This window comes from Erwinia sp., from assembly GCF_031978025.1.
GTDB lineage: Bacteria > Pseudomonadota > Gammaproteobacteria > Enterobacterales > Enterobacteriaceae > Erwinia.
Genome location: NZ_DALZCD010000004.1, coordinates 1 through 25,351 on the forward strand (window position 1 = coordinate 1; position 25,351 = coordinate 25,351).

At 57.7% G+C, this 25,351-nt stretch carries 23 protein-coding genes; 8 read left to right on the forward strand and 15 right to left on the reverse strand.

The annotated features are described in order from the left end of the window. The 9 genes from RTK32_RS00720 to RTK32_RS00760 form a co-directional block, all read right to left on the reverse strand. A partial coding sequence (locus RTK32_RS00720) for a serine/threonine-protein kinase (protein WP_312041632.1) occupies positions 1-1,311 on the reverse strand: 1,311 nt, incomplete at its 3' end. A gap of 51 nt (positions 1,312-1,362) precedes the next feature. Beyond that, positions 1,363-2,310 carry a hypothetical protein gene (locus RTK32_RS00725; RefSeq protein WP_312041633.1) on the reverse strand — a complete coding sequence of 316 codons (948 nt, stop codon included), beginning with the start codon at positions 2,308-2,310 and terminating at the stop codon, positions 1,363-1,365. A gap of 12 nt (positions 2,311-2,322) precedes the next feature. Beyond that, positions 2,323-3,096, reverse strand: coding sequence for a serine/threonine-protein phosphatase (locus RTK32_RS00730; protein ID WP_312041634.1), 774 nt, complete (start codon positions 3,094-3,096; stop codon positions 2,323-2,325). Further along, complete coding sequence (tagH, locus tag RTK32_RS00735; RefSeq protein WP_312041635.1) at positions 3,093-4,253, reverse strand: type VI secretion system-associated FHA domain protein TagH; 1,161 nt, start codon at positions 4,251-4,253, stop codon at positions 3,093-3,095. Before tagH ends, RTK32_RS00730 begins: the two co-directional genes overlap by 4 nt. Positions 4,254-4,287: 34 nt before the next feature. After that, the gene (gene tagF / locus RTK32_RS00740; protein WP_312041636.1) at positions 4,288-4,986 is read right to left on the reverse strand and encodes a type VI secretion system-associated protein TagF; all 699 of its coding nucleotides are present in this window, start codon (positions 4,984-4,986) and stop codon (positions 4,288-4,290) included. Between the two features lie 16 nt (positions 4,987-5,002). Then, entirely contained in the window at positions 5,003-7,114 is a 2,112-nt protein-coding gene (tssM, locus tag RTK32_RS00745; RefSeq protein ID WP_312041637.1) for a type VI secretion system membrane subunit TssM, read from the reverse strand. Next, positions 7,114-8,331, reverse strand: a complete 1,218-nt coding sequence (gene icmH, locus RTK32_RS00750) for a type IVB secretion system protein IcmH/DotU (protein ID WP_312041638.1) — start codon at positions 8,329-8,331, stop codon at positions 7,114-7,116. Before icmH ends, tssM begins: the two co-directional genes overlap by 1 nt. A 78-nt stretch (positions 8,332-8,409) precedes the next feature. Next, entirely contained in the window at positions 8,410-8,898 is a 489-nt protein-coding gene (locus RTK32_RS00755) for an SH3 domain-containing protein (protein ID WP_312041639.1), read from the reverse strand. A gap of 931 nt (positions 8,899-9,829) precedes the next feature. Then, positions 9,830-10,378, reverse strand: coding sequence for a YbhB/YbcL family Raf kinase inhibitor-like protein (locus tag RTK32_RS00760; protein WP_312041640.1), 549 nt, complete (start codon positions 10,376-10,378; stop codon positions 9,830-9,832). A 178-nt stretch (positions 10,379-10,556) separates the two neighbouring features. On the opposite strand from RTK32_RS00760, the gene RTK32_RS00765 reads away from it, so the two are divergent. The 7 genes from RTK32_RS00765 to spy all read left to right on the forward strand — a co-directional run bounded on the left by RTK32_RS00765 (position 10,557) and on the right by spy (position 19,008). Further along, positions 10,557-11,990 carry a YchO/YchP family invasin gene (locus tag RTK32_RS00765; protein WP_312041641.1) on the forward strand — a complete coding sequence of 478 codons (1,434 nt, stop codon included), beginning with the start codon at positions 10,557-10,559 and terminating at the stop codon, positions 11,988-11,990. A gap of 97 nt (positions 11,991-12,087) precedes the next feature. Then, positions 12,088-12,993 carry a bestrophin family ion channel gene (locus RTK32_RS00770; RefSeq protein ID WP_312041642.1) on the forward strand — a complete coding sequence of 302 codons (906 nt, stop codon included), beginning with the start codon at positions 12,088-12,090 and terminating at the stop codon, positions 12,991-12,993. Positions 12,994-13,331: 338 nt separating this feature from the next. After that, on the forward strand, positions 13,332-14,366 hold the full coding sequence (gene astA, locus RTK32_RS00775; protein WP_312041643.1) for an arginine N-succinyltransferase: 1,035 nt from the start codon (positions 13,332-13,334) through the stop codon (positions 14,364-14,366). After that, positions 14,363-15,826, forward strand: coding sequence for a succinylglutamate-semialdehyde dehydrogenase (gene astD / locus RTK32_RS00780; protein ID WP_312041644.1), 1,464 nt, complete (start codon positions 14,363-14,365; stop codon positions 15,824-15,826). Before astA ends, astD begins: the two co-directional genes overlap by 4 nt. Beyond that, a complete protein-coding gene (astB, locus tag RTK32_RS00785) occupies positions 15,823-17,148 on the forward strand; it encodes an N-succinylarginine dihydrolase (RefSeq protein ID WP_312041645.1) in 1,326 nt (441 codons plus the stop codon). Before astD ends, astB begins: the two co-directional genes overlap by 4 nt. Positions 17,149-17,228: 80 nt before the next feature. After that, the gene (astE, locus tag RTK32_RS00790) at positions 17,229-18,227 is read left to right on the forward strand and encodes a succinylglutamate desuccinylase (protein WP_312041646.1); all 999 of its coding nucleotides are present in this window, start codon (positions 17,229-17,231) and stop codon (positions 18,225-18,227) included. A gap of 286 nt (positions 18,228-18,513) precedes the next feature. After that, complete coding sequence (spy, locus tag RTK32_RS00795; protein WP_312041647.1) at positions 18,514-19,008, forward strand: ATP-independent periplasmic protein-refolding chaperone Spy; 495 nt, start codon at positions 18,514-18,516, stop codon at positions 19,006-19,008. Positions 19,009-19,131: 123 nt separating this feature from the next. Here spy and cho read toward each other — a convergent pair whose 3' ends face one another. The 4 genes from cho to RTK32_RS00815 form a co-directional block, all read right to left on the reverse strand. Continuing rightward, the gene (gene cho / locus RTK32_RS00800) at positions 19,132-19,995 is read right to left on the reverse strand and encodes an excinuclease Cho (protein ID WP_312041648.1); all 864 of its coding nucleotides are present in this window, start codon (positions 19,993-19,995) and stop codon (positions 19,132-19,134) included. Between the two features lie 159 nt (positions 19,996-20,154). Beyond that, positions 20,155-20,979, reverse strand: a complete 825-nt coding sequence (nadE, locus tag RTK32_RS00805; RefSeq protein WP_312041649.1) for an ammonia-dependent NAD(+) synthetase — start codon at positions 20,977-20,979, stop codon at positions 20,155-20,157. 114 nt (positions 20,980-21,093) lie between these two features. Further along, a complete protein-coding gene (locus RTK32_RS00810) occupies positions 21,094-22,287 on the reverse strand; it encodes a multidrug effflux MFS transporter (RefSeq protein WP_312041650.1) in 1,194 nt (397 codons plus the stop codon). Next, entirely contained in the window at positions 22,284-22,865 is a 582-nt protein-coding gene (locus tag RTK32_RS00815; RefSeq protein ID WP_312041651.1) for a helix-turn-helix domain-containing protein, read from the reverse strand. The genes RTK32_RS00810 and RTK32_RS00815 overlap by 4 nt, the downstream gene beginning before the upstream one ends. Before the next feature lie 188 nt (positions 22,866-23,053). On the opposite strand from RTK32_RS00815, the gene osmE reads away from it, so the two are divergent. Continuing rightward, positions 23,054-23,389: an osmotically-inducible lipoprotein OsmE gene (gene osmE, locus RTK32_RS00820; RefSeq protein ID WP_312041652.1), complete on the forward strand. Its 336-nt coding sequence runs from the start codon at positions 23,054-23,056 to the stop codon at positions 23,387-23,389. A gap of 66 nt (positions 23,390-23,455) precedes the next feature. On the opposite strand, the gene RTK32_RS00825 is transcribed toward osmE, so the two are convergent. Both RTK32_RS00825 and RTK32_RS00830 read right to left on the reverse strand, forming a co-directional pair. Then, the gene (locus RTK32_RS00825; protein WP_312041653.1) at positions 23,456-23,881 is read right to left on the reverse strand and encodes a DUF6515 family protein; all 426 of its coding nucleotides are present in this window, start codon (positions 23,879-23,881) and stop codon (positions 23,456-23,458) included. Positions 23,882-23,975: 94 nt separating this feature from the next. Beyond that, complete coding sequence (locus RTK32_RS00830; RefSeq protein ID WP_312041654.1) at positions 23,976-25,319, reverse strand: MFS transporter; 1,344 nt, start codon at positions 25,317-25,319, stop codon at positions 23,976-23,978. Positions 25,320-25,351 lie beyond the last annotated feature (32 nt).

Consider the following 25,351-nt stretch of genomic DNA (forward strand, 5'->3'; position numbering starts at 1 on the left):
GGCATAACCGTTGCTGTTCGGCTTTACCTCAACGGCGTGGCCGTTCAGCAGCACCGTTTCGCCACTGGCCAGTTTGAGGTAAACCGTAGCAAGGCTTGCTTTATCCACTGACGCCGCAGGAGGCGAAGGCGTGGCGCTGCCTGCATTGTCCGCGGCTGCAGACTGCTCCGGCGCGGAAGCCTCGTTGTCATGGTTAAGCGCAACAACCAGCCCGATCAGCGCCAGTACCGCGACGCCAGCGGCAATCATCAGCGGTTTTGCCAGCTTGTGGTGGCGCAGCGAAGCATATTCTGCGCTGGCAGAGGCGGGCGCCACGGCGATGATTTGCGCTTCTGGCGGCGCTTCCGGTATCCCGTCCGGCATCATGCTCTCTTCGGGCACCCGCGTCACGCTGGTGACCAGCTCTTCTACTGTACTGACCGGCAGGGCAATCAGTTCGGCAAACTCATCAACCGTCTGCGGGCGATCTTGTGGTTTCATCGCCAACGCGCGGTCAATGGCGTTCAGCAAAGGCAGAGAAAATCCTTCAGGGCGCAGCTGGGTCAATGGCTGATAGCGGTCTTCGATACAGCGAACCACGCTAACCGGTGGCGGATTGCCGGTAACTAACGTGTGCAGCACCGCGCCCAGCGCGTAGATATCCGTCCACGGCCCCTGATCGCTGTCGCTCTCTTCACTGTACTGCTCAATCGGCGCATAGCCGGGCTTAAGCATAATTTCCGTCTGATCGGAAAGGTTGCCGATGGTTTTGCGGGCGGAGCCGAAGTCCAGCAGTACCGGCAGCTGATTATCCTGAATCTGAATGTTGTCCAGCGAGATATCGCGATGCAGATAGCCGGCCTGATGGATCGTATCAATAGCGCCAAAAAGCGGCGGCAACAGCTGGCGGATCCAGGCATCGGTGAGGGTTTCAGGGCTGCCCAGCTGCCACTCTTTTAACGTCATGCCGCTGTAGTAAAGCGTGCCCATATAGGCGGTGCCGTTTTCTTCCCAGAAGCGCAGCACGTGCAGCAGGCCAGGGTGGTTAAAGCGGGCCAGCAGACGCGCTTCCTGAATAAAGCTGTTCAGCCCGGCGGTAAACAGTTTTTGGTAGCGTTCGCCACGTAGGGTAATTGTCAGCTTCTCATCGCGCGAGACCAGCGATACCGGCAAATACTCTTTAATGGCTATGGTGCGTTCCAGCAGATGATCCCAGGCACGATAGACAATGCCGAAGCCGCCGCCACCGATAACCTCTTTAATTTCAAATTCATTAAAACGGTGCCCGGCCGGAAGGGCATTAGGCACGTTTTTCTTATCGTTTGCCGACATAGTAAACACTCTCTAAGCGTTAGCGACTTTTCACCCTGCGGGAAAATGCGGTCAGTTAACGGTGCGCCAGGCGCCAATAGCCGGATCGGCCAGGTCTGCATGCAGGTCGTTCACCAGCAGCACATTTACTTTCACTTGCGAATCGATCAGGTTACCCCAGGTTTTACGCAGTGCCTCAACGCGGCTTTTCAGCAGGGCCGCATCGCTTGCCTGACTTTTGCTCATTTTTACCAGCAGCGCTCCGTCAAAAGACCAGACGTGCAGCAGCGGGTTAAACGTTAACAGCAGCCAGCTGTCGGGGGCTTCTTTTTTAGCTACGACCAGGCGTTGATTATTGGCGGCAACGATAGTCAGTTCGCCCGTAGACGGGTGCACGTTACGTAAAGGAAAGCCTTGATAGAACTGCACGGGTATCGTCTGGCTTTTGCCATTGCTCGCCAGCGTCAGCTCGCTTTTGCCTTCCAGCCAGCCTTCCGTTGAGCAGCTCAGGTGGCGGTCGTCAGGAATAAACAGCGACTGGCCCTTTTCATCCCACCAGGTCCGGAAATGGCAGCCTCGCGGCAGATCGAAATGCTGCAGCGGAGCGCTGTTGGCTGGCTGCGACAGATCCAAAGGTTCGGCGTTTCCGGTCGTGGCCGTGACGGTGCCATCGGCAATAACAATCGGCCGCCAGTTTTGCACTTTGGCTGCCGTCCCGGAAGCCAGCACGGAGCCAGCCTCATTGGTCATCTGCCAGGGCAGTTCGTTTAGCTTGCCGCACTGATTGTTCAGCAGCTTGCCTACGCGCGGCAAAAAGCTGTTCAGCACATGCGACTCTTTGCTTTTACCAGAAACGATACGCAGATGGACATTCTCCTGACACCAGTCTTTCGGCGCGTTACCTGCTACGTTATCGATAAAGACTTCCAGCGCCAGGCTGGGGGAATAAACCACGCGGTAATCTTCCGCCTGAGCGGTAGTTGCAAACAACAGGGTGACAGCCGGCAACCAGAATTTCATAGCGTTCCTTGGTTAATCACGCGACGGAAGAAAACGAGCAGAATCCGTCATCGATTGTAACAGGGTGGTATCCTGCGGCGAGCCAACCCAAACAGCTACCGCGCTTAAATTATCTTTTTTTTCGCTGCGATTGATCGCCTCATGCATCAGCGCTAGCCACTCCTGCGGCGAGCTGACCATGCGCAGAGCCTGTTCCATTTCGCCGGGCTGCAGGTTGCACCAAAAGCCGTCGGTACAGACCAAAAAAGCATCGCCATCTTCCAGCGGCATCACTTCACTGTAGCTGACGGGCTGCTTCGCTTCCGCGCCCATTGCATTATAAAGTAAGTTACTGTTAATGCCGGTATTATCTACACCCGCATCCTTTAGCTGCTGGGCCAGACTGTGGTCACGTGTGACGGTATGAATGAACCCCCGGCGGAAGTGGTACACGCGGCTGTCACCCGCGTGTGCCCACCAGGCCAGCTGCCGGTCCCGCTCAATAAACAGGGCCGCCAGGGTGGTGCTCATCCGCTCAAAATTCAGATTTTCCCTCTGCGCCAGGCGGAGCGTCTGTTCCGCCTCTTCCACCCAGGCCTTGCTGTCGCAGGCGGTAAAAGCGCTATCAACGGTTTTTGCTAAAAGGACGTCGCGGACAATGCGGGCAGCCCGATCGCCGCCAGCCGTCCCGGCAACGCCGTCACACACCAGGAAACACGCGGAGTGTTCGCCTACGCGTGCGCCAGTTTCATCCTGATTACTCTCACGCGCGCCCGTTTGCGACGTAGAGGCATGATCTATTTTCATTCTTGTTCCGGTCTGATCTGAGAATCTTTGTACTGATTCACTTCTACATCATAGGCCTGCAGGAAGGCATCCCCAAAAAGGGTATGGAAATCATCTTCAATTTCGCCAGAAGTATTTCGATAGTGACGCAAAAAATAATCCCACAGGGCGGCTTTTTTCATGGCGCTGAGGCCAATTCGGGGCAGATTGCCATCGCGGCGGGCATGATCTTCCAGCCGCAGCGGATTAAACGACTGCAGCATGGCGGCGATAATAGCCCGTATCCCGGCAATCATTCCCAGCTGGTGCGCCTGTAAATCGACCAGCGCATCGCGCACCGCCTGTTCGGGCGGCATAAAGCCCGGCATCTGGCTCTGATAGATCTGCATCAGCACCGTTTTGCCCGAGGGCAGGATCTTAAACGGATTATTGGCCTCATTCAGGATCATGGTCATTTCCGCTTTCACGCCGCGCTTGAGAATGGAGCGGGAGGAGAGCAGGGCGACCGTGCCTTGTGAAAACAGGCTCAGCATTCTGCCGGTGGTGCGCATTTGCTCTTCGGTGAAAGGCGGTTTCCCCGGCCCGTTTTCCAGCCCCATTCCTTCCATCAGCGCAGCTAGTAGCCGCTGCTCATTGCTTTCTCCGGCAGTACGCTCACTGTGGGCCGGTTCGTGGGTGACGGGGTCTATATCCAGACGGGCATCGCCGGGACGGTGTTGTTGCCGCACGGGCGAGGCTTCTCGCTCCGGGAGCGGCATGACAATGGGTACCTGCTCATTGAGGATCCCCAAAGGATCCTCCGGCATGGCCCGATCTTCGCTAAACAGCGTCAGCGGATCGACATCGGTGAAGGGTTCTTCTTTGATCCGGGTTGGATCGCTGACCACAATCTGGTAATCACCGATCCCCAGCAAATCGCCATGATGCAGCGAGATCTGCTTTCCACGTGCCAGCGGCATATGGTTATGAAGAATGGCTATCACGCTGCCGTGATTGGTTAACCGGCATTCTCCGTTTCCGGCAACTTGTACCACTGCCTGAAGACGTGAAATAGCACGCTCACTGTCCGGCAGAACCAGATCGTTATCCACGCTTCGGCCTATCGTGCCGCCGGGCGGAGCAAAATCACAGACGGTAACAGGCGCCTCGGTTTTGCTCTCAACAAGGGTAAATCGCATGCGCTTTTCCTGAAACATGGGTCATCGGATCACCCTATTCAAACATCGGTGGATAGAGTCCATGACGACCCGGCTGCGCGACGGCGGCCGGGTCAAAGAGTTGTGTAAAGAGCCGGGCGGTAAGATTACCGCTGTGTTTATGGCTTGCTAAAGGATAGCCATCGCTTTGGTTAGTCCACCAGTAACTGGTATAGCGCATAGGGTCAAAACTGTTAGCTACCTCATGCCAGGCCAGCGTACAGGGTAGATCCTGATATCCGATAACGTCCATAATATCGGAGCGGCTGGTGCCGGGGAGCGACAGCGGCGGCAGGCCCAATAGCGCCTGTTCAAGCTGGGTTGGCGTACAGGTTTGCGAGACGGCGCCGTACAACGTTTCGCCCAGGGTGCGAAACCAGTCGCCGGAAACGGCAAGCTGCGCCGGATGCCAGTGCCTGACCGGCACGCTCTGCAGGGCAATCAGAGGCCAGCTACGGCCAACGCGATCGCGCGAAGGCACCAGGCAACCAATCTGCACCCGCTGTACGCCAAGCGTGGCGGGCAGGGCGAAGTTCCACACGGGTGCACGACTAAAAAGTTCGGTTACCGTCTCGCCATGGTGATGCCAGTGCGCCAGGCCGAGCTGGAACCAGTTTGACCAGCTGGCCACGACAGGCTCCGGCAGGCGACGCTGCAAAAAATCGCCGGTGCCTGGCAGTTTGCCGTACCAGCCCAGCATACTTTTTTCCCGCATGGTTATCCCCTTCCCGCTAGGGGTCCGTAGCCTTAAGCGACGAACCCGAGGTTGCCGCGGTGCCTGCATCCTGCTTGCCCACGCTATCAATACTCACGGCCATTTTGCGCATAATCAGCGCATTGTCCCTGACAAAGGGCGAGGTCTGGATCTGGCGATCCAGCAGCTGGCTTAAATGCCAGTCCAGCTGCTGCAGCTGCCGGGTCGTTACGCTGGCAGGCAGCGTTCTTTGCAGATTCTGCATCACCCAGCCGCGTAAAAACTCGCCGTCATAGCTTCTCGGTTGATAAAGCATCTGGTAAGCGCGCAGGGCGTTACGACTGAAATCATTGTCGTCGCCTTTATCATTACGTAGCGCCTGGGTAATATTCTGCGCCACTCGCGGCAGTAACAGGGTCTTTAGCGCATTCTGATAAAAGCCCAGCGCGGCCGTGCTAATCTGGTCACCACGGTAAAGCCCTCCCCGCATACTCAGTGGCGGATCGTCCAGTGAGAAGTTGTCGCTTTGCGGCAGCGCTACCAGGCTATTTAAGAAGGGTAGCAGATCCAGGATATCACCGTTGTTATTGTTCACCAGCCGCTGTGCCTGACGATCGACCGGCGCAAGCCGGGCCTCAACCTGCTGCAAATAGTGCTGATTTTTATAATAACTGGTGGTCCAGAGCAGGGTGGCAATCACCAGCGCCAGCGCCAGCGAGGCATAGCCTGCCCAGTGCAGCAGACGGTTACGGTATTCCCAGCTTCGATCGCTACCGGCAAGGCCGCTCTCCCGGAAAATCAGATCGCTGAGCAGGGAATGAATAAAATAGCTCTGTCCTTTGTTGGCCGGAATGGGCGCGTTTCGGTTCACCGTATCCCAGCTGGCGATAGAGTGGCTGGTGGCCTGCGGGAGCTGTAGCTTACGCGTTAGCTCACCCATAATACGGTCGAAAGGCAGCCCTTCCTGCGTACCGCTGGTGAAAAACAGCCCGCGCGGTGCCCAGGGCAGCCCCTCTTTTTCCGGCGCAAAAACAATTTCCAGATATTCCGCCAGTAAAGGCCGCAGCGAAGCAAACTCTTGAGGGAATAAAAAGCAGTCCGCACGCTGGGTTAAATCGCTTTCTTTGGCCATTTTTCCGGCTAAATCAGCCTGCAAACGCGCGGTCAGCTCACGAAATTGCCGATCGAACTGGGTGCTAATGGGCGGTTCGCTGACGCGATCGGGTTCCCAGGGGAAGGTAAAGCCCCATGTCCCGTCACGCTGACTCTTATCCAGCGTGCCGTTGTAGCTCATAAACCCTTTCAGTAAATCGGTTTTAGTGACCATGACATAGACGGGAAAATGAATGCCGGTCTGCTGGTGCAGTTCCTTCATTCGGCTGCGCAGCGCCGCGGCCTGCACGTAGCGTGCATCAGCCGAGTCGCTGAGCAGATCGGCTACGCTGATGGTCATGATCACGCCATTAATAGGCTGACGGGCACGGTAGCGCTTCAGCAGGGAGATAAACGTCTGCCACTCGCTGGCGTCTTTGGCTCGCTGACTCTCCTGTAACGCATAGCGTCCGGCCGTATCCAGCAGCACGGCTTCATCGGTAAACCACCAGTCACAGTGGCGGGTGCCGCCTACGCCACGCAGGGCGCTTCTGCCGACCGAGTCGCCCAGCGGGAACCCCAGTCCGGAGTTAAGCAGCGCCGTGGTTTTGCCTGCACCCGGAGCGCCGACGATGATGTACCACGGCAGCTGATAGAGATATTGCGCACTAAACCGTTGCAGCCAGCCGCGATTGCGCCCCTGCCGACGGCCCGGGAAATGCGTTTTCTTCAGCAGGGTTGCGGCCTCGCTGAACAGCGCGCTAAGCAGCTCTTCTGCTGCCGCCTGCTCTGCATGCTCAAGGCTGTTTTTTTGCAGGTTGTTCAGCAGCTTGCTATTAAACCAGGCGCGATAAAGCTGGGGGATCAGCTGGAAAATGATCCACAAGAAATAGCACAGCCCGATAGCGATTTGCCGGTTGGTGCTGCTTTCCAGCCAGTGAATATCGTTCAGTGACAGCAGCGGCCCCGTCATCCAGATAAGCGCACAAAGCGCCGTGATGCCGAAAAAGCCCCACAGCAACCGGCTGGAAAAAAGGGAAAAAAAGAGGGAAGGCATCAGTGTTTCTCCGCCTGACTGGATTGGACTTCAGGTGCCGGTAACAGCACGATTTCAACCCGGCGGTTGCGCGCCCGGTTTTCGCTGCTGTCGTTAGGCAACAGCGGGTTGCTGTCGCCACGGCCTTCGCTGCGGATCAAATGGCCTGGCGCCAGCATCTGCTGGCGCATCAGCGCGCTGACGCTATGGGCCTGCGCAAGCGAATATTCGTAGTTAGAGGCAAAATGCGCCGAGCGGACCGGCTGATTATCGGTATAGACGCTGACCAGCACGGTGCCTTTGATATTATCCATTGCGGCCGAAACGCGAGTCACCAGCGCGCGGCCCTCAGGCAGTAAATCACTGCCCGATGGGCGGAAAAGCTTATCTGAAGCGATAATCACTTTGCTGCCGTTGGTGCCGTCGGCTACGTCAAGCTGCCTTGTCGCAATCAAATCGTCCAGCCGTTGCCGCAGGTCCAACAGTGCCTGGGTCGAGCTGCTACGGGCGATTTCATTATTGGGCAGGGGCGTTTCCCAGATGGCGCGCAGCAGCGGTTCAGCGGCATTGCCCAGCCGCCAGTTCAGTCCTGAATAAATCAGTCCGGCCAGAAAAGCCGCCAGCGCCACGCTCGCCCAAAGCGGAACGGGTGGACGCCACAGCGTATTTTGCCCGACGGGTTCCTGCGGCTGGAGTGGCGGCACCGGTACTGGCGCACCGCGCGTGTCGCTAATCAGCTGTGCCAGGCGAGTACGGATAGCGTCGCGCTGCAGCCGGCCCTGTTCTACCGCACGATAGCGGCCTTCATAGCCCAGCAGCAGACAATAATGGATGGTTTCAAGCAGCCACAGGTGCTGGGCTGGCGTCTGCGAAATACGCGACAGCAGCTGAAACACTTTTTCGCCGCCCCAGCTTTCATTATGAAACGTGACCAGCAGGCCGTTGCCCGACCAGACGCCACGGGTGCCCCACGGTGTCTGGGCTGCCGCCTCATCCAGTGCGCTGCACAGGCAGTAGCGGGCACCAATAATCATATCAAAGGGCAGGCCGGCCCGTTTACAGCGTGCTTCAAACTGGCGGATCTCATCCACCAGTTGTTGACGCAGGCCAGCAGGGTCGTCATGGGTTGCCGCCAGGCGAATTTGCACGATTGCATTCAGCAAAGGCGCGGCGGCGGCGAGTAGCGGGTTTTCCTGGCTGACGGTGGCAGGCACGTCAGCGTGGTGTTCCGGGGTCATCAGGCTTTACTTTCTCATCCAGGTGGCGGGCAAGGCGCCTTTTGCTTTCTCAGAATGGGCGATCCCTGCGGGCCGCGCCTATTCCAGGATCCAGGTGGCCGTGTCGGTATTGCGACAGGCTTTGCTTTGTCCGCCGACATCTACGCACACCTTTTTGGTTTTGCGCGGGCGGGGCCGATCGCTACGCAGCGTGGCCTCATAAAGGTCGCTTTTCACGCCGGCTTTGAAAGGCACATAGCCGATCAGCTCCTGCTGGTCTGGCTCGGCGACAGCCAGCCAGTGGTTTTCCACTTCGCCCAGCACGGTGAAAGGCTTACCGTTTTCAAGATAACGGACCAGGCTGCCGCCGAAATCTGGCCGATTCATTACCGAGGCGTTATAAAGCGCCCGGTAGGTCTCATTAACCGGCGTAAAGGATTGCGGAGCCAGGATCGCATGACGATGCGTCAGCGTCACGCCATCAACGCTGGAGGTCACCAGCGTATCGTCCGTGACAGGGGGAGCGGGAGCCTTACAGGCGGACAGGGCGAGCACTGCCAGCAGGGTTAACGCGATGCTTGTTTTCACATTGATCCTCGTGAATATCGTCAGTGGTTAAGGCTACAATCCACTCTTCACGGACGGTCGGGCCGCCGCGTAAAAATCATTCTGTTTTACAGAAAGATAAATTTGCATTTAGTCTACATGACGCTTTTGAGAATGGGAACAATTGCGAACGAGGGCGTAACATGTTATTGACAGCTCCCGATGATTTTTATCAGTTTAGCGGAATAATGTGTACGGACAGGGCTTCTTACGCCTTTTAAAACAGGAAAGGAGAGCAAGATGCAGGCTGCCCCCTCCTACGCCGTTATCTGGCTGCTTGTTTCCCGCCAATGTGAAACAGCCGAACGCAATAATATGCTGCATACGGGCGAGCTGACCGCCGCGCCGGCCTGCAGCGTGAGCAATCTCCGGCTCCGCTTACAGGGGCGCTATTTGGCGAAGAGCCCGGGGCGGGAACGAGAGGTGACTGCGGCCACCGGTCAGGGGCCCGGCAGACTGCCGCAGCGTGCCCATTATCAGGGCGGCCAAAGCCGCTTATCCAGCCCTGATTGCTATCGCGCTTTGCGGCCTTGAGCGCTCTTCGCGCTGCGTCAGCCCATCCGAAACGTTCAACTCAACCTCGCATATGCCATAACGTACTTTAGCCAGGCGATCCGCCAGCAGTTAAATTCAGGCTTTGCGATAATCGACCACGCCTGTGAGCCAGGAGGAGCGGCTACGCTGGGGCGATGTTCAGCTTTATGACGCAGGGCAAAGAGCTGGCCGGGCAGGCGTGCGCAGTCGGCTCGGCGCGCTACGCCGCCGATAATCGGTGACGTTGTCACTTCTATCATGAAGCCAGCCTGACGGCGGCGCCTGGCCTTGCGGGGGCAATCAGCGCGTAGGGCAGTGCCGGCTCAGAGCAAACCTTTCGACGCAACTGCCTGCGGTATTCACTTTTGAACGGTGGAGGTCAGTCGTTGCCGAAGCGCCCAATCAGGCCAGCCGCCCCCAGCGTATGGCCTTTCAGGCGGGCGAACAGCGCCTCGCGGGTCAATCCCTGCTCCAGTCCGTTCGCCGGTAAGTCGGTGGCGATGAGCGTAAAGTTATAGTGATGCTCGCCGCTGCCGACGGGCGGACAGGGGCCGTGATAATGCAGAGTGCCCGGCGAGTTTTTTCCGCCCGTATACCCTTTGCCGTGGGTCAATTCGCCCTGTGCAAAGCTGGTACGCTGGAAGGGAATGTTGTAGGCCACCAGATGATCGACGCCCAACCCTTTTGCTCCTACGGGATCGGTCACTATCAGCGCAAAGCTTTTGGTGCCTGCGGGCGGGGTATTCCAGCTTAGCGCCGGAGAAATATTTTCTCCGGTACAGCTGGCGTTATCTTTGGCCGCACCGGCAAATTTTTTCGCCATCCGCGCGTTATCGTTGAAATCAGGGGAGCTGAGCGTAAAAATCGGGGCAGCAGACGCGGCGGCGGTTGTCAGCAGCAGCGTTGCAGCAAGGAGTCGTTTTTTCATCAAAGATTTCCTGGTGACGGGGCCTGGGCAAAGCCTGGTCGATAAATCGCCACCCCGCCAGCAGCCGTCCGTCAGGCACAACGGGTGCCGCTGGCAAAATAAAAGTGTTAAGCTATTTTTTGTGATCCACATCCAGGTTTTCTGTGCAGAAAAAGGCTTAACAACCACCAATAATGTGATGAAAAAACTAACTGCTTTCCCCCTTACCGCGAAAATACTGCTGTCGTCCGTGCTGATGGCGCTGCCGCCACTGGCACAGGCGCTGATAACCGAGACTCGCGTCGCCGATGCACCTTTTGCCGATCCTGCCCGCTTTGCCAGTGAGTTACCCGATCTCGGCAGCAGCAGCACCGGCTCGGACCAGGCGCTGGAAAAACGCATTGCACAGGCGATGAAAAGCATCGGCGAGGCCAGCATGAACAGTGAGGAAGATAAATCGCTGAGCAGCCAGGCGGGCGTATGGGCCTTCAATCATTTCCGCGATGAGGCGACGCGGCGCGTCGAAAACGAGGGGCAAGAGCTGCTTTCTCCCTACGGTCAGGCCAACCTGTCGTTGCTGGTGGACAGCAATGGCCATTTTGACGGCTCGTCCGCGCAACTGATCACCCCGTGGCAGGATAACTATCAGTATCTGACGTTCAGCCAGCTGGGCGTTGAGCAGATGGATGACGGGCTGGTGGGGAGTGCCGGGCTGGGACAGCGCTGGCTGACGGGCAACTGGCGGCTGGGCTACAACGCTTTTGTCGACGACCTGTTTACTGAAAACCTGCAGCGCGGTTCGTTGGGCGCAGAAGCCTGGAGTCATTATTTGCGCTTCTCTGCCAACTATTATCAGCCGCTTTCCGGCTGGCAGCAGCGGTCGATGACGCAGGAGATGCGCATGGCGCGTGGCTATGACATCACTACACAGGGCTATTTACCTTTTTATCAGCAGCTTGGCGTTTCGCTCAGCTATGAGCGCTATCTGGGTAACCATGTTGACCTGTTCAACAGTGGCACGCAGACCAGCAACCCTTCTGCCATCAAGGTGGGCGTCAGCTATACGCCGGTGCCGCTGTTTACACTAATCGCCTCCCACAAGACGGCGGACAGCGGCGAAAAGCAGGATCAGCTTGGACTGAAAATGAACTATCAGATTGGGGTAGCGCTGAGCAAACAGCTGTCGGCGGATAACGTGGCCGCTGCGCGTTCGCTGAGCGGCAGCCGCTATGATGCGGTAACGCGCAGCAATCTGCCGGTTATGGAGTTCCGCCAGCGGAAAACGCTGTCGGTATTCCTGGCGACGCCGCCGTGGCAGGTACAGCCGGGCGAAACGCTGCCGCTGAAGCTGCAAATTCGCCAGGCCAACCCGCTTAAAGCAATTAGCTGGCAGGGCGATACCCAGGCGCTGAGCCTGACTCCGCCGGCGAACAACATCAGCCCCGACGGCTGGAGTATTATTGTTCCGGCCTGGGACAGCTCGCCGGAGGCGACCAACGAATATCACCTGTCGGTTACCGTTGAGGACAGCAGGCAGCAGCGGGTCACCTCAAACTGGATTACCCTGAAGCTGACGCCGCCGGTCACGTTACAGTCTTCTGACGCGGGCGAATTCAATTTGCTGGCGCCCTGAATACGCAGGCCGCCTGATGTGACGGTTATTACAAAAATAGCCGGGCAGGGCAGAGAAAATTTGCCACTCTTTCTGAAAAAATTACGGCTGGCTTAATATGATTGTTCGTCCGCATCGTCACTGGTTTGTCCGTCTGTTTTCGTGGCACGGTTCCGTTCTGCCCGGCATTCTTTTCCGGCTTGGCCTGAACCTGCTGATGTCGATTATCGCCATTTTTTGTCTGGACTGGTATGAAACGCTGGGCGTAAAGCTGACGCTGGCGCCTTTCAGCCTGCTCGGTGTCTCTATCGCTATCTTCCTCGGCTTTCGTAACAGCGTCTGCTATGCCCGCTTTTCCGAGGCGCGCCAGCTGTGGGGCAGCCTGCTGATTACCTGCCGGGATATTCAGCGCCAGGTGCTGGCGATTTCACCGGCCGATGCGCCGCGGATCGCCTCTTTGCTGATGGCCTTTTGCTATAGCCTTAAGCACCAGCTCCGGCGTACCGATGCGCAGGCGGATCTCAGCCGTTTTCTGGGCGACGAGGCCGCGGATATTCTGCGTCGGCGCGCGCGTACAAATGCCATTGAACTGAAAATTTCTCAATGGCTGGCCGACCAGCGGCGCAGCGGCGCCATTTCCGACATCGTTTACGCGCAGCTCGATAACAGTATCCACCAGCTTTCGCTGGTGCTGGGCGGCTGCGAGCGACTGGCCAGCGTGCCGGTGCCGTTCGCTTACGGCCTGCTGCTGCACCGGACCGTCTACCTGTTCTGTACGCTGCTGCCTTTCGCGCTGGTACCGGATCTGCACTATATGACGCCGCTGGTGTCGGTTTTTATCGCCTACAGCTTTCTGTCGCTGGATACCCTGGCAGAAGAGCTGGAAATGCCTTTTGGCTATGCCAATAACCATCTGCCGATGGATGCGATGTGTATCAATATCGAAATCAATCTGCTGGAAATGAATAACCAGCGCGACCTCCCCGATTTGCCTGTGCCAGATAAGTACCATCGTCTGACGTAGGTGCCTGCCAGCTTCTGGTGCGTCCTGCACGCTTGTAGGGCGCTATTCGCTTCAGCCAGTAATAAACCCCGTTCGCGATCACAAAAACGTTATTTACCGGTTCAGTTGCATAACTGTGCTTATTTCCCGTCTCGCCAGCCCGCGCCGCCTGGGCGGTATTCACTTTATATGCACTTAAAGTGAATAATAGCCAATCCTATCTCCTTGATTTTTATTTTCACTCTTTTTTTTATGCAGTTTTTTGCTGGCTGGCACAAAGCCTGCAACATACAGTGTGGTACACCAAATTAACATTATTGAAACTTTTAATTTACCTGCCGTACGCGAGGAGCGTTATCATGATGGTCATCCGTCCCGTAGAGCATGACGACCTGGCACAATTAATGACGCTGGCCGGTAAAACCGGTGGCGGGTTGACGTCATTGCCTGCCGACAGCGCCACGCTGAGCGCCCGGATCGAGCGTGCCCTTCAGACCTGGCGGGGCCAGTTGCCGCAGGCGGAACAAGGGTATGTTTTTGTGTTAGAAGAGTTGGAGACGCGCCGGGTCATTGGCATTTGCGCCATTGAGGTGGCGGTGGGCATGCAGGATCCCTGGTACAACTTTCGCGTGGGCACGCAGGTGCACGCCTCTCGCGAGCTGAACGTCTATAAGGTGCTGCCAACGTTATCACTCAGCAACGATCACACCGGCAGCAGCGAACTCTGCACGCTGTTTCTTGATCCCGACTACCGTAGCGGCAAAAACGGTTATCTGCTGTCGAAATCCCGCTTTTTATTTATGGCCGCTTTTCGTCATCGTTTTATGAAAAAAGTGGTGGCGGAGATGCGTGGCGTCAGCGATGAAAAGGGGCATTCACCGTTCTGGGAAAGCGTGGGCAGCCGCTTTTTTTCCATGTCTTTTACCACGGCCGACTACCTGAGCGGCACCGGGAAAAAAACGTTTATCGCCGAACTGATGCCCAAACATCCGCTTTACATTGACTATCTCTCAGCCGAAGCCCAGGCCACCATCGGCCAGACCCATCCGCAAACGGCACCTGCTCGTGCCGTGCTTGAAGCGGAGGGATTCCGCTATCAGAACTACGTGGATATTTTTGACGGCGGCCCGACGCTGGAGTGCGAGATCGATCGCGTGCGGGCTATACGCAAAAGTCGGCAGGTGCGCGCAGCGATTGGGCAACCCGCTGATGAGAGATTGCCGCTTTGCCTGGTGGGCAATGAACGCTACGAAGATTTCCGCGCCATGCTGATTAATGCCGATCCTCATGCCGACACGGTAGCATTGACGTCGGAACAGGCGGCTGTTTTACGTTGCGGGCAGGGCGACAGCCTGCGCGTGGTCACTCTGGGCTGCGAGGAGAAAAAAGCATGACCCATTTTATTAACGGAGCGTGGCTGACCGGCGACGGAGAAGCCTTAAGCAAGCAGGATCCTGTTGACGCACGGCCGCTGTGGCAGGGTCGGGCCGCCAGTCCGGCACAAATAACGGCAGCGGTTGAGGCGGCGCGCGCCGCTTTTCCCGGTTGGGCAAGACGTCCCTTTGGGGAACGCGTTGCGCTGGCAGAACGTTTCGCCGGGCTGCTTCAGCAAAATCAGGCCGCACTGGCCGCCACAATTGCCGAGGAAACCGGCAAGCCGCGTTGGGAAGCCGCTACTGAAGTGCAGGCGATGATCAACAAAATCGCGATCTCCGTTAACGCCTGGCACGCCCGAACGGGGGAAACGCAGCAGGGCGACAATGAACTGCGGCATCGGCCCCATGGCGTGCTGGCTGTGTTAGGCCCCTATAACTTCCCCGGCCATCTGCCGAACGGACATATCGTTCCCGCGTTGCTGGCCGGTAATACCCTGGTATTTAAACCCAGCGAGCTGACGCCGATGACTGCCGGGCAGACGGTCAAACTTTGGCAACAGGCGGGATTGCCGGATGGCGTGCTGAACCTGGTACAGGGCGGCGGCGAATGCGGCCGGACGCTGACCCAGGCCGCCCTGGATGGCGTGCTCTTTACCGGCAGCGCGGCGACCGGCTATCAGCTGCACAAGCAGTTCGCTGGCCAGCCGGAAAAAATGCTGGCGCTGGAGATGGGCGGCAATAACGCGCTGATCGTTGAGGATCCTCAGTCGATCGATGCCGCTGTGCATCTAACCATTCAGTCTGCCTTTATCACGGCGGGACAGCGCTGCACCTGCGCACGTCGTCTGCTGGTCAGGCGAGGCGCGCAGGGCGATGCGTTCCTCCGCCGCCTGGCAGCCGTGGCGGCAAAAATTGAGCCGGGACGCTGGGATGCCGAACCGCAGCCCTTTATGGGCAGCGTGATTTCACCGCAGGCGGCAGAGCATATCTACAGTGAATGGCAGGCGCGAGTAGCTGCAGGCGGCAAGATTTTGCTGCCGATGCGCTGGCCATCGAAAACGAGCGCGCTTCTGACGCCGGGCATTATCGACGTGACGGCGTTGACGTTGCCGGATGAAGAAGTCTTCGGCCCGCTGTTGGCGGTGATCCGCTATGACGACTTCAGCGAGGCGATCCGCCTTGCTAATGCTACCCGCTACGGCCTTTCCTGCGGGCTGATTTCGCCCAATCGCGAGCAGTTTGACCAGCTGCTGATTGAGGCGCGCGCGGGCATCGTCAACTGGAACAAGCCGCTAACCGGAGCCGCCAGCACCGCGCCTTTCGGCGGCATTGGTGCTTCCGGCAACCACCGTCCCGGCGCGTTTTACGCAGCGGATTATTGTGCGTGGCCGCTGGCTTCGCTGGCTTCGGTCGATCTTTCCCTGCCCGCCGCGCTGTCGCCGGGTCTGGATTTCAGCCCTACAGGAGAAGCACCATGAGCGCCCGCGAAGTCAATTTTGACGGCCTGCCTGGCTTAACACACCACTATGCCGGGCTGTCGTTCGGCAACGAAGCATCGTCCCGGCATCAGCATCAGGTCTCTAACCCAAAACTCGCGGCGAAACAGGGGCTGTTAAAAATGAAGGCGCTGGCCGACAGGGGCTTTGCGCAGGGCGTGATCCCGCCGCACGAGAGGCCGAACATGGCGGCGCTGCGCCAGCTCGGCTTTAGCGGCACCGAGCCGCAGGTGCTGGCGAAAGCGGCGGCACAGGCACCGATGCTGCTGTCCGCGGTCAGTTCCGCCTCGGCAATGTGGGTGGCTAATGCCGCTACCGTCTCGCCCTCGGCCGACAGTGCTGACCACCGCGTCCATTTGACCGTGGCGAACCTGAATAACAAATTTCACCGTTCGCTGGAGGCGCCTGTCACGGGCGCAATATTACGCGCGATCTTCCGTGACGTTCGCCACTTCTGTGTTCACGACGCTTTGCCGCAGGTGGCGATGTTTGGTGATGAAGGCGCGGCTAACCATAACCGTTTCAGTGCGGGCTACGGCGAACCGGGTGTACAGCTGTTCGTCTACGGGCGCGAAGAGGGCAACGGTGGCCTGATCCCGGCACGTTATCCGGCGCGCCAGACGCTGGAGGCGAGCCAGGCGGTAGCACGGCTGCATCAGCTGGAGGCAGGCCGGACGTTTTTTGCGCAGCAAAATCCGGCGGTCATTGACCAGGGTGTTTTTCATAATGATGTGATTGCCGTCAGTAATCAGCAGGTCTTGTTCTGCCACGAGCTGGCTTTTCTGGAGCAGCAGGCGCTTTTTGATCGGCTGCGCGAAAGGCTGCCGGGCTTTACGCCGGTAGTCGTGCCGGATGCGCGGGTCAGCGTCAGCGATGCCGTTGCCACCTACCTTTTTAACAGCCAGCTGTTAAGCAAGCCGGACGGCAAAATGATGCTGGCGCTGCCGGAAGAGGCTCGACGGCACGACGGCGTCTGGCGCTGGCTGAACGAGCTCACCGAAGGCGGCACGATCGACGAACTGAACGTCTTTGATCTGCGTGAAAGTATGGGCAACGGCGGCGGCCCGGCCTGCCTGCGGCTGCGTGTGGTGATGAACGAAGCCGAACTGGCGGCGGTGAACCCGGCGACAATGATGACCGATACGCTGTTCAACCTGCTCAATGCCTGGGTGGATCGCTATTACCGCGACAGGCTCTGCCAGGCGGATCTGGCTGACCCACAACTGCTTAAGGAAAATCGCGAAGCGCTGGATGAGCTGACGAAGATGCTAGACTTAGGGAGTATCTACTCTTTCCAACGCTAATCAGGGAGGAACAGGGCGCGCCGGGTTGAACCTTTGCGCGCGCTGGCAGTCGCAGGGAGAACTTATAATAAGGAGAATCTATGCAGGACTTTCTTCAGCAGACGTTAAGCACAGAGCCGCCTGCAAAAGCTTTTGGCCGTAACGACCAGTTGAACTGGCAGTGGCTGGATCACGGCATCCTTGAACTCAATCCGCATCAGCCCGGCACCCAGGCGCTGGTCATTTCCGCCGGGATCCACGGCAACGAAACCGCGCCCATTGAAATCCTTAATCAGTTGGTTAGCGAGCTGTTGGCGGGCAAACGGCCACTCAAAGCGCGCGTGCTGGTCATCTTAGGGAATCCGGAAGCCATTGCCAGCGGTAAACGCTATCGCCATTGCGATCTCAACCGGCTGTTTGGCGGCCGCTGGCAGCAGTACGACGACCATCCTGAAGCCCGACGGGCCTGGCGTCTGGAGCAGGCGCTGGAGAATTTCTGGCAGGTTAGCTGTACAGAGGAAAGCCGCTGGCATCTGGATCTGCATACTGCTATTCGCGGCTCCTGGCATAGCCGGTTCGGCGTGATGCCGATGCGTGAAACGCCGTGGCCGGAAGACTTTCTTCACTGGCTGAGCGCGGCTGGCCTTGAAGCACTGGTGTTCCATCGGGCACCGGGCGGCACCTTTACGCATTACAGTTCGCAGCACTTTAATGCAGCCAGCTGCACGCTGGAGTTAGGGAAAGCGCTGCCTTTTGGTCAGAATGATTTAACGCTGTTCAGTGCCGCGCACGCCGCGCTGGCCGCTTTGCTCTCAGGTGAGCCTTTACCACCGGTGGGAGAGCCGCCGCAGCGCTATCGGGTATCGCAGCAGATTACCCGTTTTACCGAGGCTTTCGTGTTGCATATGAATGCGGAGACGCTGAACTTTACCGCTTTCCCTCAGGGCACCCTGTTGGCTGAGGATGGCGACAAGCGCTGCTACGTGCAGCAGGCAAGAGAATATGTGCTTTTCCCCAACCCCAATGTGGCAAGAGGGCAGCGCGCCGGACTGATGCTGGTGGAAGATAACGCCCATAATGAAACCAGCGGCAGCAGCTGAGGGTAATAAAGCCGGCCGGGTAACCTGTCGGCGCCCTTACTTTTTCCTTTCTCGTTCCTGTCGGCTGTATTACACTCCTCCACAATTCCTGCATTAAACGCGCTAAAGACATATCCTTTTGCAATTCCTCACCCTAATCTTCGCATTCTCTCCATGATTGCCGCATTTTTATCTTTTATGCTTTCAAGGCTTTACCCACACTCTGATTACTTGACGTTCAGCGGCATAAACTGAATCCCGACATCACGACAACGCTGTCGTCACAGAAATGCAAAAGGAACATACTATGCGTAAATTAACTTCTCTGGTTGTAGCAATGACACTGGCAATGGGCGCGGCAAGTATTGTTCATGCCGCAGCGGATAACATCACGCCGGCACCGGCTGGTGCCGATAAGCCGATGATGCATAAACCCCCTCGTCATGGCGGGCCACACGAGATGTTTAAAGGCCTGAACCTCACCGACGCGCAGAAAGAGCAGATGCGCAGCATTATGAAAGATGCGCATAAAGAGATGCCGCGTCCTTCTCTGGAAGAGCGCCGCGCGCTGCACGGCATTATCGCCGCTGACAGCTTCGACAAGGCTAAAGCAGAAGCTCAGGCAGAAAAAATGTCGGCTGACGGCAAGGTCCGCGCGCTTTCCATGCTGGAAACGCAGAACAAAATGTATAACGTGCTGACGCCAGAGCAGAAAAAAGAGTTCAACGCGAACTTTGAAAAACGCCTGACCGAGAAGCCGCACCACGGCGACCAGGCCCCTGCCGCGCCGGCTGCTGAATAAAACGTTATCGCCGGGTAAGATTCCTTGCCCGGCAGGCGAGAGGCGAAACCGCCGAGGGTGTTCCCTGAGTCAGGGGACAGCCCCGGCGGTTTTGTTTATCTGACTGTGATCCCTGACGTGCGGTCAGCCCAGCGGAATAATCGGGAACTTGCCGCTGACGATGGGTTTGCAGAGAATTTTGTAGCCGTCGCTGTCAAAGCCCTGCGGCGTGGAGGTCAGCTTGCCCGCCTCGCTAATCTCATCCACCGATCCCAGGTAAAACCAGTTATTGATGACGTGGATCTGCGTTTTCAGCGGACCTTCTTCCACCACGCCGACCGCGCCGTCCCAGGGCCAGCACTGTACGCGCACGCGCTCCAGCGCGGCCAGCAACCTTTCGTGATGAGCTTCCGGCGTCTCTTTACCGCAGCAGGCGCCCGCGCAGCGGCCCAGGCTGGCGCGAAAGCAGGCGCGACCTTTACTGACGTTTTCCAGCCCCAGCAGGCCCAAACAAAGCCGCTGCTCGTCGGCGATTTTTTGCAGCGTTTCCAGCGCGGAGCGGCGGCTGGAATAAAGGCCGAACAGATCGGAAGTATGGGAAAAATCGACTTCTTTGGCATAGACCACGCTGGGCTTCAGATCGTTTATCAGCAGTGAACAAAGCTGACGGTTTTTGCGCAGCCGTTTGTTAAAAAGCGGCTGCTGAACCTTGATCATTTGCGCTTCCAACAGCAGCGCACCCAGTTCGCCAGCCGTGGTGATATAGCTGACGTAACGTGCCTGACGCAGCATTTTTGCCTCGTCCGCCGTGCGGAAATGCGACATGACCCGGCTGCGCAAATTGACGCTTTTACCGATATAAAGCGGCAGAGACTCGCTGTCGCCGTGAAAGGTATACACGCCGGGCAGGGAAGGCAGCCCCTCAAGAGAGGGCCGCAAATGTTCGGGATACTGATAAATTGCCGCCGGTTCAAATGACAGGCGATGGCTGGCTGGACGTCTGACCACATTGCACTCCGCTTACTGTTTGCTTATACAGTGTATCAGGCGTTTGCTGGATAAAAAAGAGTCGGATCGCGCTGTTAATCGCAGCGGGCCGATGATAAAGAGGCGGAAAGCGGGGAACAGAACGCAAAACGTGGGCGATCTGACGATCGCCCGTCGGGTTTATTTTTTCCAGAAATCATCAAATACGGTAATCGGCGGACGGCGCTTGTGCTCGGTTTTCAGATACCAGCCTTCGATAATCTTCGCCGCGTCGTCGGCAATCTTTTTGCCTTCCAGATACTGGTCGATCATCTCATAGGTTACGCCCAGCGCCACTTCATCCTGTAAACCGGGACGATCGTCCTCCAGGTCAGCCGTTGGCTGTTTAAGGTAGAGATGCTCCGGACAGCCCAGCGCCTTCAGCAGCTGCTTACCCTGGCTCTTATTCAGACGGAACAGCGGATTAATATCCGTGCCGCCGTCGCCGTACTTGGTATAGAAACCGGTTACCGCCTCGGCCGCATGATCGGTTCCCACCACCACGCCGGAAGTCATGCCGGCAATGCTGTACTGAGCCTTCATTCTTTCGCGCGCTTTTTCATTGCCGCGCACGAAATCGGAAAGGGTGATGCCTGCATCACGTAGCGCTTTTTCACTGGCCAGCACCGCCTCTTTGATGTTGACCGTCAGCACGCGGTCAGCCTGGATAAACTGCAGCGCGTCCTGGCAATCTTTCTCGTCCGCCTGGTTGCCGTAAGGCAGGCGCACGGCAATAAACTGGTATTCCTGGCCGGTCTCCTCGCGCAGTTCGCTGATGGCGAGCTGGCTTAGCTTACCGGCCAGCGTGGAGTCCTGACCGCCGCTGATACCCAGCACCAGTGACTTAATAAACGGGTAAGCCTTCAGGTACGCTTTCAGAAAGTCGACGCTGGTGCGAATTTCCTGCTGCGCATCAATGGTGGGTTTCACCCCCAGCGCTTCGATAATTTCCTGTTGCAGAGCCATTTACCTCTCCTCAGATTTAGTGTCAGGGCAGTTGCCAAAAACCTCTGTCTTAAAACTAACGTGCCAGGCGTGAAACGACAAGGCAGAACCTACTGTTTACCCGCCTTTTGCTGATTAATCAGGCTTTTTCGGTTTTTGCGCCAGAAAAACGAACAGGATTATCGCCAGCATGTAGCAGCCAAAAATGGTCGCGGTCATGGTCATCACCGAGGTACCGCCAATGCCCGTTACCGGTACGGCGATACCACCCAGGGTAAACATGACCACGCCCAGGACGGCGGAGGCGCTGCCAGCCCGGTGACCCTGACTCTGCATCGCCAGCGACGCGGCAGCCACGCCGACCGCACCGTTGCTCGCCACGCTAAAGAACAGCGCGACCAACACGAAGGGCAGGGCGGCGCCGCTTAAACCGGCAGCCAGCAGGCTGGCAGACGAGACAAAGGCCAGCACCAGCGCGCCTTTTACTACGCGATATTCTCCCCATAAAGGGCTGAGGCGGGCGCTGGTTTGCGAAGCGATAATCAGGCCGATGCCGTTAGCGGCAAAGCAGAAGCTGAACGCCTGCGGCGAAAGGCCATAAATCTGCTGCAGAACAAAAGGCGAAGCGCCGATGTAGGCAAACATGCCGGACATCATAAACCCCTGAGTCAGGCAAAAGCCCATAAAGGGGCGGTGCGTGGCCACCTGACCCAGCGCGGCCCAGGCGGAAAACAGGCTCCCCTGACTGCGGCGTTCCGGGGTCAGCGTTTCGCGCAGTTTTACGCGTGCCAAAATAAGCAGCAGCAGCGCAATCACCGCAATGACCATAAACAGGCCGCGCCAGCTCAGCAGCGCCATCAGCGCGCCACCCAGTACGGGGGCAGCAACCGGGGCAAGGCCGTTCACCAACATCAGTAAGGCAAAAAAGCGCGTCAGGTCGTGGCCGCTGTACATATCTCTGGCGATAGCGCGCGAAAGCACCGCGCCCCCCGCGCCGGAAAGCCCTTCAAACAGGCGAGCCAGCAGCAGCTGATCGAGGGTTTGCGCCATCGCGCAGCCGACAGAAGCGATCAGCAGCAGTACCAGCGACAGCAGCAGCGGTTTGATGCGGCCATATTTATCGCTCATGGGGCCAAAAATCAGCTGGCCGGCTCCAAGGCCGATCAGACCGGCAGTAAGGCTGAGCTGTGCGGTAGCGGTCGGCGCAGCCAGGTCGCGAGCCAGTGCGGGCAGCGCGGGGAGATACAGGTCGATGCAAAGCGGGCCGAGCGCCGCCAGCAGGCCGAGCGTGATGGCGTAGCCAAAACGGTTGGGATGAGCAGGTGTCATAAATCTTCTGTCCTGAAAAGGAGTGTGTTGATGTGTTGGTAAAGCGTATGAAGCTGTTCCGCCGACGCTTTCTGCGGCGTCAAACGACGCCAGGCCGTGCCTTCCGTCAGCACCGCAATCACCTCTACACAGGCATAGACACGCTCATCGCTCATTGAGGGGTGGTCGCGCTTTACGTTAAGGCAGGCCTGGGTAAACATGCGCTGGTCGGCGTCCGCCATCATGCGGGCCACAACCGGATTGCGGGTGGCTTCAGCTGCCACTTCTTTCATTAACGCCTCGTCGTCCTCGTTAAGCGCATGGCGCCAGGCCAGCAGGCGAGGCAGATCGGCCGTAGCGGTATCGTTAATATGCTGCAGGCGAGCATCGATGATGCGCCTGACCATCTCTTCGATGAGAGCATCCTTACTGGCGAAATAGCGATAAATCTGGCCGACGCTGAGCTGCGCTTCAGTAGCCAGCTGCGCCATGCTGGCGCCGTGGAAACCGGATTGACGGAAACAGCGGCGACCGGCGGCAATGATGTCATCCTGACGCTGCCGATGGCGGGCGTCACGGGTCAGCTTGGTTGAGCTCATTATTCCTCGTGTCGGGCAGTAGCAAAAAGCGTCAGGGTAGAGTGAGAATGAGCGTTCATTCTCAATTTTGCCATTATAAACGGCTTTATTCGGCCAGCGTAAGGCCTTTTTTGGGCCATAAAGTTGATAACTCTGACTTTCTGTTCCAGGCTTAGAGCGACATGGACAATAAATGAGGAATAAAAAACATGAACAAGGTAACAGGACTTATCGGTGCGGCAGTGGCGCTTGCTGTATTATCCGGCTGTTCAGCTTATGATCGCGCGGAAAGCTACGTCACCAAACCTGTTGTACAGGACGTGAAAAAAGGCATGACCCGTCAGCAGGTTCGCGACATCGCGGGTCCACCTTCTACTGAAATCACCATGGTACACGCGCGCGGCACCTGCCAGACCTACGTGCTTGGCCAGCGTAACGGTAAGCAGCAGACCTATTTTGTCAGCTATAGCGACACCGGCCGCGTGATGAACTACGGCTTCCAGAGCTGTAAAGAGTACGACACCGATCCACAGGCTAATCAGTAATCACCTGATGCGGTCCTGATGTGGTAAAGAAAAAACCGGCCTTAGCCGGTTTTTTTACGTCTGTCCCTACAGGCCTGGCGGTCGCGGGACTTCCAGATAGCGTCCGTCGATATCGCGACGATAGTAATGACCTTCCTGCACGTAGAAGCGTTCGCCATTGTAATCGAGCGCGCGCATGTCGCTGCTGAAGCGCTCTACCGGCGGCTGCACCACCACATAAGTGTTGTCCTGCTGGCGCTGATAGTAGTTACCGTTGAGCGCATAGTAAGTCAGGCCACCAATGATCACCGCCGCTGCCGCTTCCGGCAGGAAAGAGCGTCTTGCTGGCCCGGGTCCCCGATCCCAACCGTGGCCGCGATCCCAGCCATGACCCCGATCCCAACCGTGACCGCGATCCCAACCCGGCCCGGGTCCCCAGCCGCCAGGGTGCGCTGAAACCAGCGTGGGCGACAGCAGCATTAAGACAAACAGAGTGCTTATCCCCTTTTTCATACAGTGTCTCCTGGTTCTCACTGTCGCTAACATTACTCCGGGCCAGTGAAAACACAAGCGGCAGCCGACGCCTGTTGCGGGTTGCTTACACTGCTTAACGTATTCTTAACTCCGCCTCCATGTTGGCTACCAGATTGGCTTCCACAGGCGAGGCTGCCATTAATTTTTTCTCCGGTTGCAGCAGCGTCATCGCCAGCATACTGCCGAAAGCGATGACCGCCGTCGCGCTGAACATGGCGTTATAGCCAAAATGCTCGGCCAGCCAGCCGCTCAGCATGGGCGAGAGAATTGAAGCAAGGTTGGCGATCGCCAGCGTCATGCCGCTATAGGTGCCGACAGTGGATTTCGGCGTGACGTCAATCACCACCGACCAGTAAACGTTATTCACCAGCGCGTTTAGCGCGTTACCCAGCGTCATCAGCAAAATAATACCGGCAGCGGAAGCCATCCAGGGGATTGCCATAAAGCACAGCCCGGTACAGAGCAGCCCGACGGCGGCAAAAACGTTGCGGGCCAGCCGCAGATTACCGGAGCGCTTAAGCAGCGTATCGGCGAGCCTGCCGCCCAGCAGCACGGTAATGCAGGCACCGCTCCAGGGGATCATCGCGACATACCACAGCGAGTGGAGATCGTAGTGAAAGCTGTCCTGCAAATATTTTGGTCCCCAGGTGACCAGGGTAAAAGTGACGTAGAGAAAAGCGAAATAGCCCAGCGCGTTACACACCAGCGTGCGGCTGGTAAAAAAGCGCCACCAGGGCAGGCGCGGCCCGGCTATATTTTGCTGCTGACCCCGCCCGATCAGTTCGCGTTCCGCCTGGCTGGTACGGGGCTGCTGTAGCGGAGTGTCGGTGAAAACCCGTGCGAAAATCAGCATGGCGATCAGTGAGAACACGCCCAGCAGGATAAACATCAGCCGCCAGTCGTGGGTCAGCAACAGCAGACCCACGGCTATGGGTGCCGTCAGCAGTGCGCCCACCTGCGTGCTCAAAAGGCCGATACCCAGCGCTATACCGCGCTCGTTGTCGGGCGCCCAGTGCGCAATGGCTTTGTTCATCAGCGCGTAAGCAGGGCCTTCGGCAAAGCCGAACAGGATGCGCATAACGGCGAAGCCCATAATGGCCGAGCCGCCAAATAGCGCCACGCCCAGCTCGCCTGCCCAAGCTGTGCCTGTCTCCAGCAGTGACCAGAGCATGCCCGCCAGCAGCCAGACTTTTTTTGTGCCCAGCCGATCGGCCAAAAATCCGCCGCAAAGCGAGCCGAACAGATAGCCAAAGCCGAAGTAGCTCAGCACCACGCCCAACGCGGTTTTGCTGAAATGGAACTCGTCAGAAATGGCATTTGCGGCGAAGGAGAGGGCGCCGCGATCGATATAGTTAATTAGCGCGATAAAAAATAGCATGGCGAAAATGCGGTAGCGATAGCGAGTGTCAACGCTCATGGCGCTTCTCCTAAACAAAGAATGGTAGGGAG

Excerpts from the sequence above, each read along its gene's own strand:
- tagH (WP_312041635.1), bottom strand. The coding sequence starts at position 4,253 with ATGCGATTTACCCTTGTTGAGAGCAAAACCGAGGCGCCTGTTACCGTC.
- spy (WP_312041647.1), top strand. The coding sequence starts at position 18,514 with ATGCGTAAATTAACTTCTCTGGTTGTAGCAATGACACTGGCAATGGGC.
- RTK32_RS00760 (WP_312041640.1), bottom strand. The coding sequence starts at position 10,378 with ATGAAAAAACGACTCCTTGCTGCAACGCTGCTGCTGACAACCGCCGCC.
- RTK32_RS00730 (WP_312041634.1), bottom strand. The coding sequence starts at position 3,096 with ATGAAAATAGATCATGCCTCTACGTCGCAAACGGGCGCGCGTGAGAGT.
- RTK32_RS00810 (WP_312041650.1), bottom strand. The coding sequence starts at position 22,287 with ATGACACCTGCTCATCCCAACCGTTTTGGCTACGCCATCACGCTCGGC.
- RTK32_RS00725 (WP_312041633.1), bottom strand. The coding sequence starts at position 2,310 with ATGAAATTCTGGTTGCCGGCTGTCACCCTGTTGTTTGCAACTACCGCT.
- tagF (WP_312041636.1), bottom strand. The coding sequence starts at position 4,986 with ATGCGGGAAAAAAGTATGCTGGGCTGGTACGGCAAACTGCCAGGCACC.
- RTK32_RS00825 (WP_312041653.1), bottom strand. The coding sequence starts at position 23,881 with ATGAAAAAGGGGATAAGCACTCTGTTTGTCTTAATGCTGCTGTCGCCC.
- astA (WP_312041643.1), top strand. The coding sequence starts at position 13,332 with ATGATGGTCATCCGTCCCGTAGAGCATGACGACCTGGCACAATTAATG.
- astB (WP_312041645.1), top strand. The coding sequence starts at position 15,823 with ATGAGCGCCCGCGAAGTCAATTTTGACGGCCTGCCTGGCTTAACACAC.
- RTK32_RS00765 (WP_312041641.1), top strand. The coding sequence starts at position 10,557 with ATGAAAAAACTAACTGCTTTCCCCCTTACCGCGAAAATACTGCTGTCG.
- astE (WP_312041646.1), top strand. The coding sequence starts at position 17,229 with ATGCAGGACTTTCTTCAGCAGACGTTAAGCACAGAGCCGCCTGCAAAA.
- RTK32_RS00830 (WP_312041654.1), bottom strand. The coding sequence starts at position 25,319 with ATGAGCGTTGACACTCGCTATCGCTACCGCATTTTCGCCATGCTATTT.
- RTK32_RS00815 (WP_312041651.1), bottom strand. The coding sequence starts at position 22,865 with ATGAGCTCAACCAAGCTGACCCGTGACGCCCGCCATCGGCAGCGTCAG.
- osmE (WP_312041652.1), top strand. The coding sequence starts at position 23,054 with ATGAACAAGGTAACAGGACTTATCGGTGCGGCAGTGGCGCTTGCTGTA.
- astD (WP_312041644.1), top strand. The coding sequence starts at position 14,363 with ATGACCCATTTTATTAACGGAGCGTGGCTGACCGGCGACGGAGAAGCC.
- icmH (WP_312041638.1), bottom strand. The coding sequence starts at position 8,331 with ATGACCCCGGAACACCACGCTGACGTGCCTGCCACCGTCAGCCAGGAA.
- RTK32_RS00770 (WP_312041642.1), top strand. The coding sequence starts at position 12,088 with ATGATTGTTCGTCCGCATCGTCACTGGTTTGTCCGTCTGTTTTCGTGG.
- nadE (WP_312041649.1), bottom strand. The coding sequence starts at position 20,979 with ATGGCTCTGCAACAGGAAATTATCGAAGCGCTGGGGGTGAAACCCACC.
- tssM (WP_312041637.1), bottom strand. The coding sequence starts at position 7,114 with ATGCCTTCCCTCTTTTTTTCCCTTTTTTCCAGCCGGTTGCTGTGGGGC.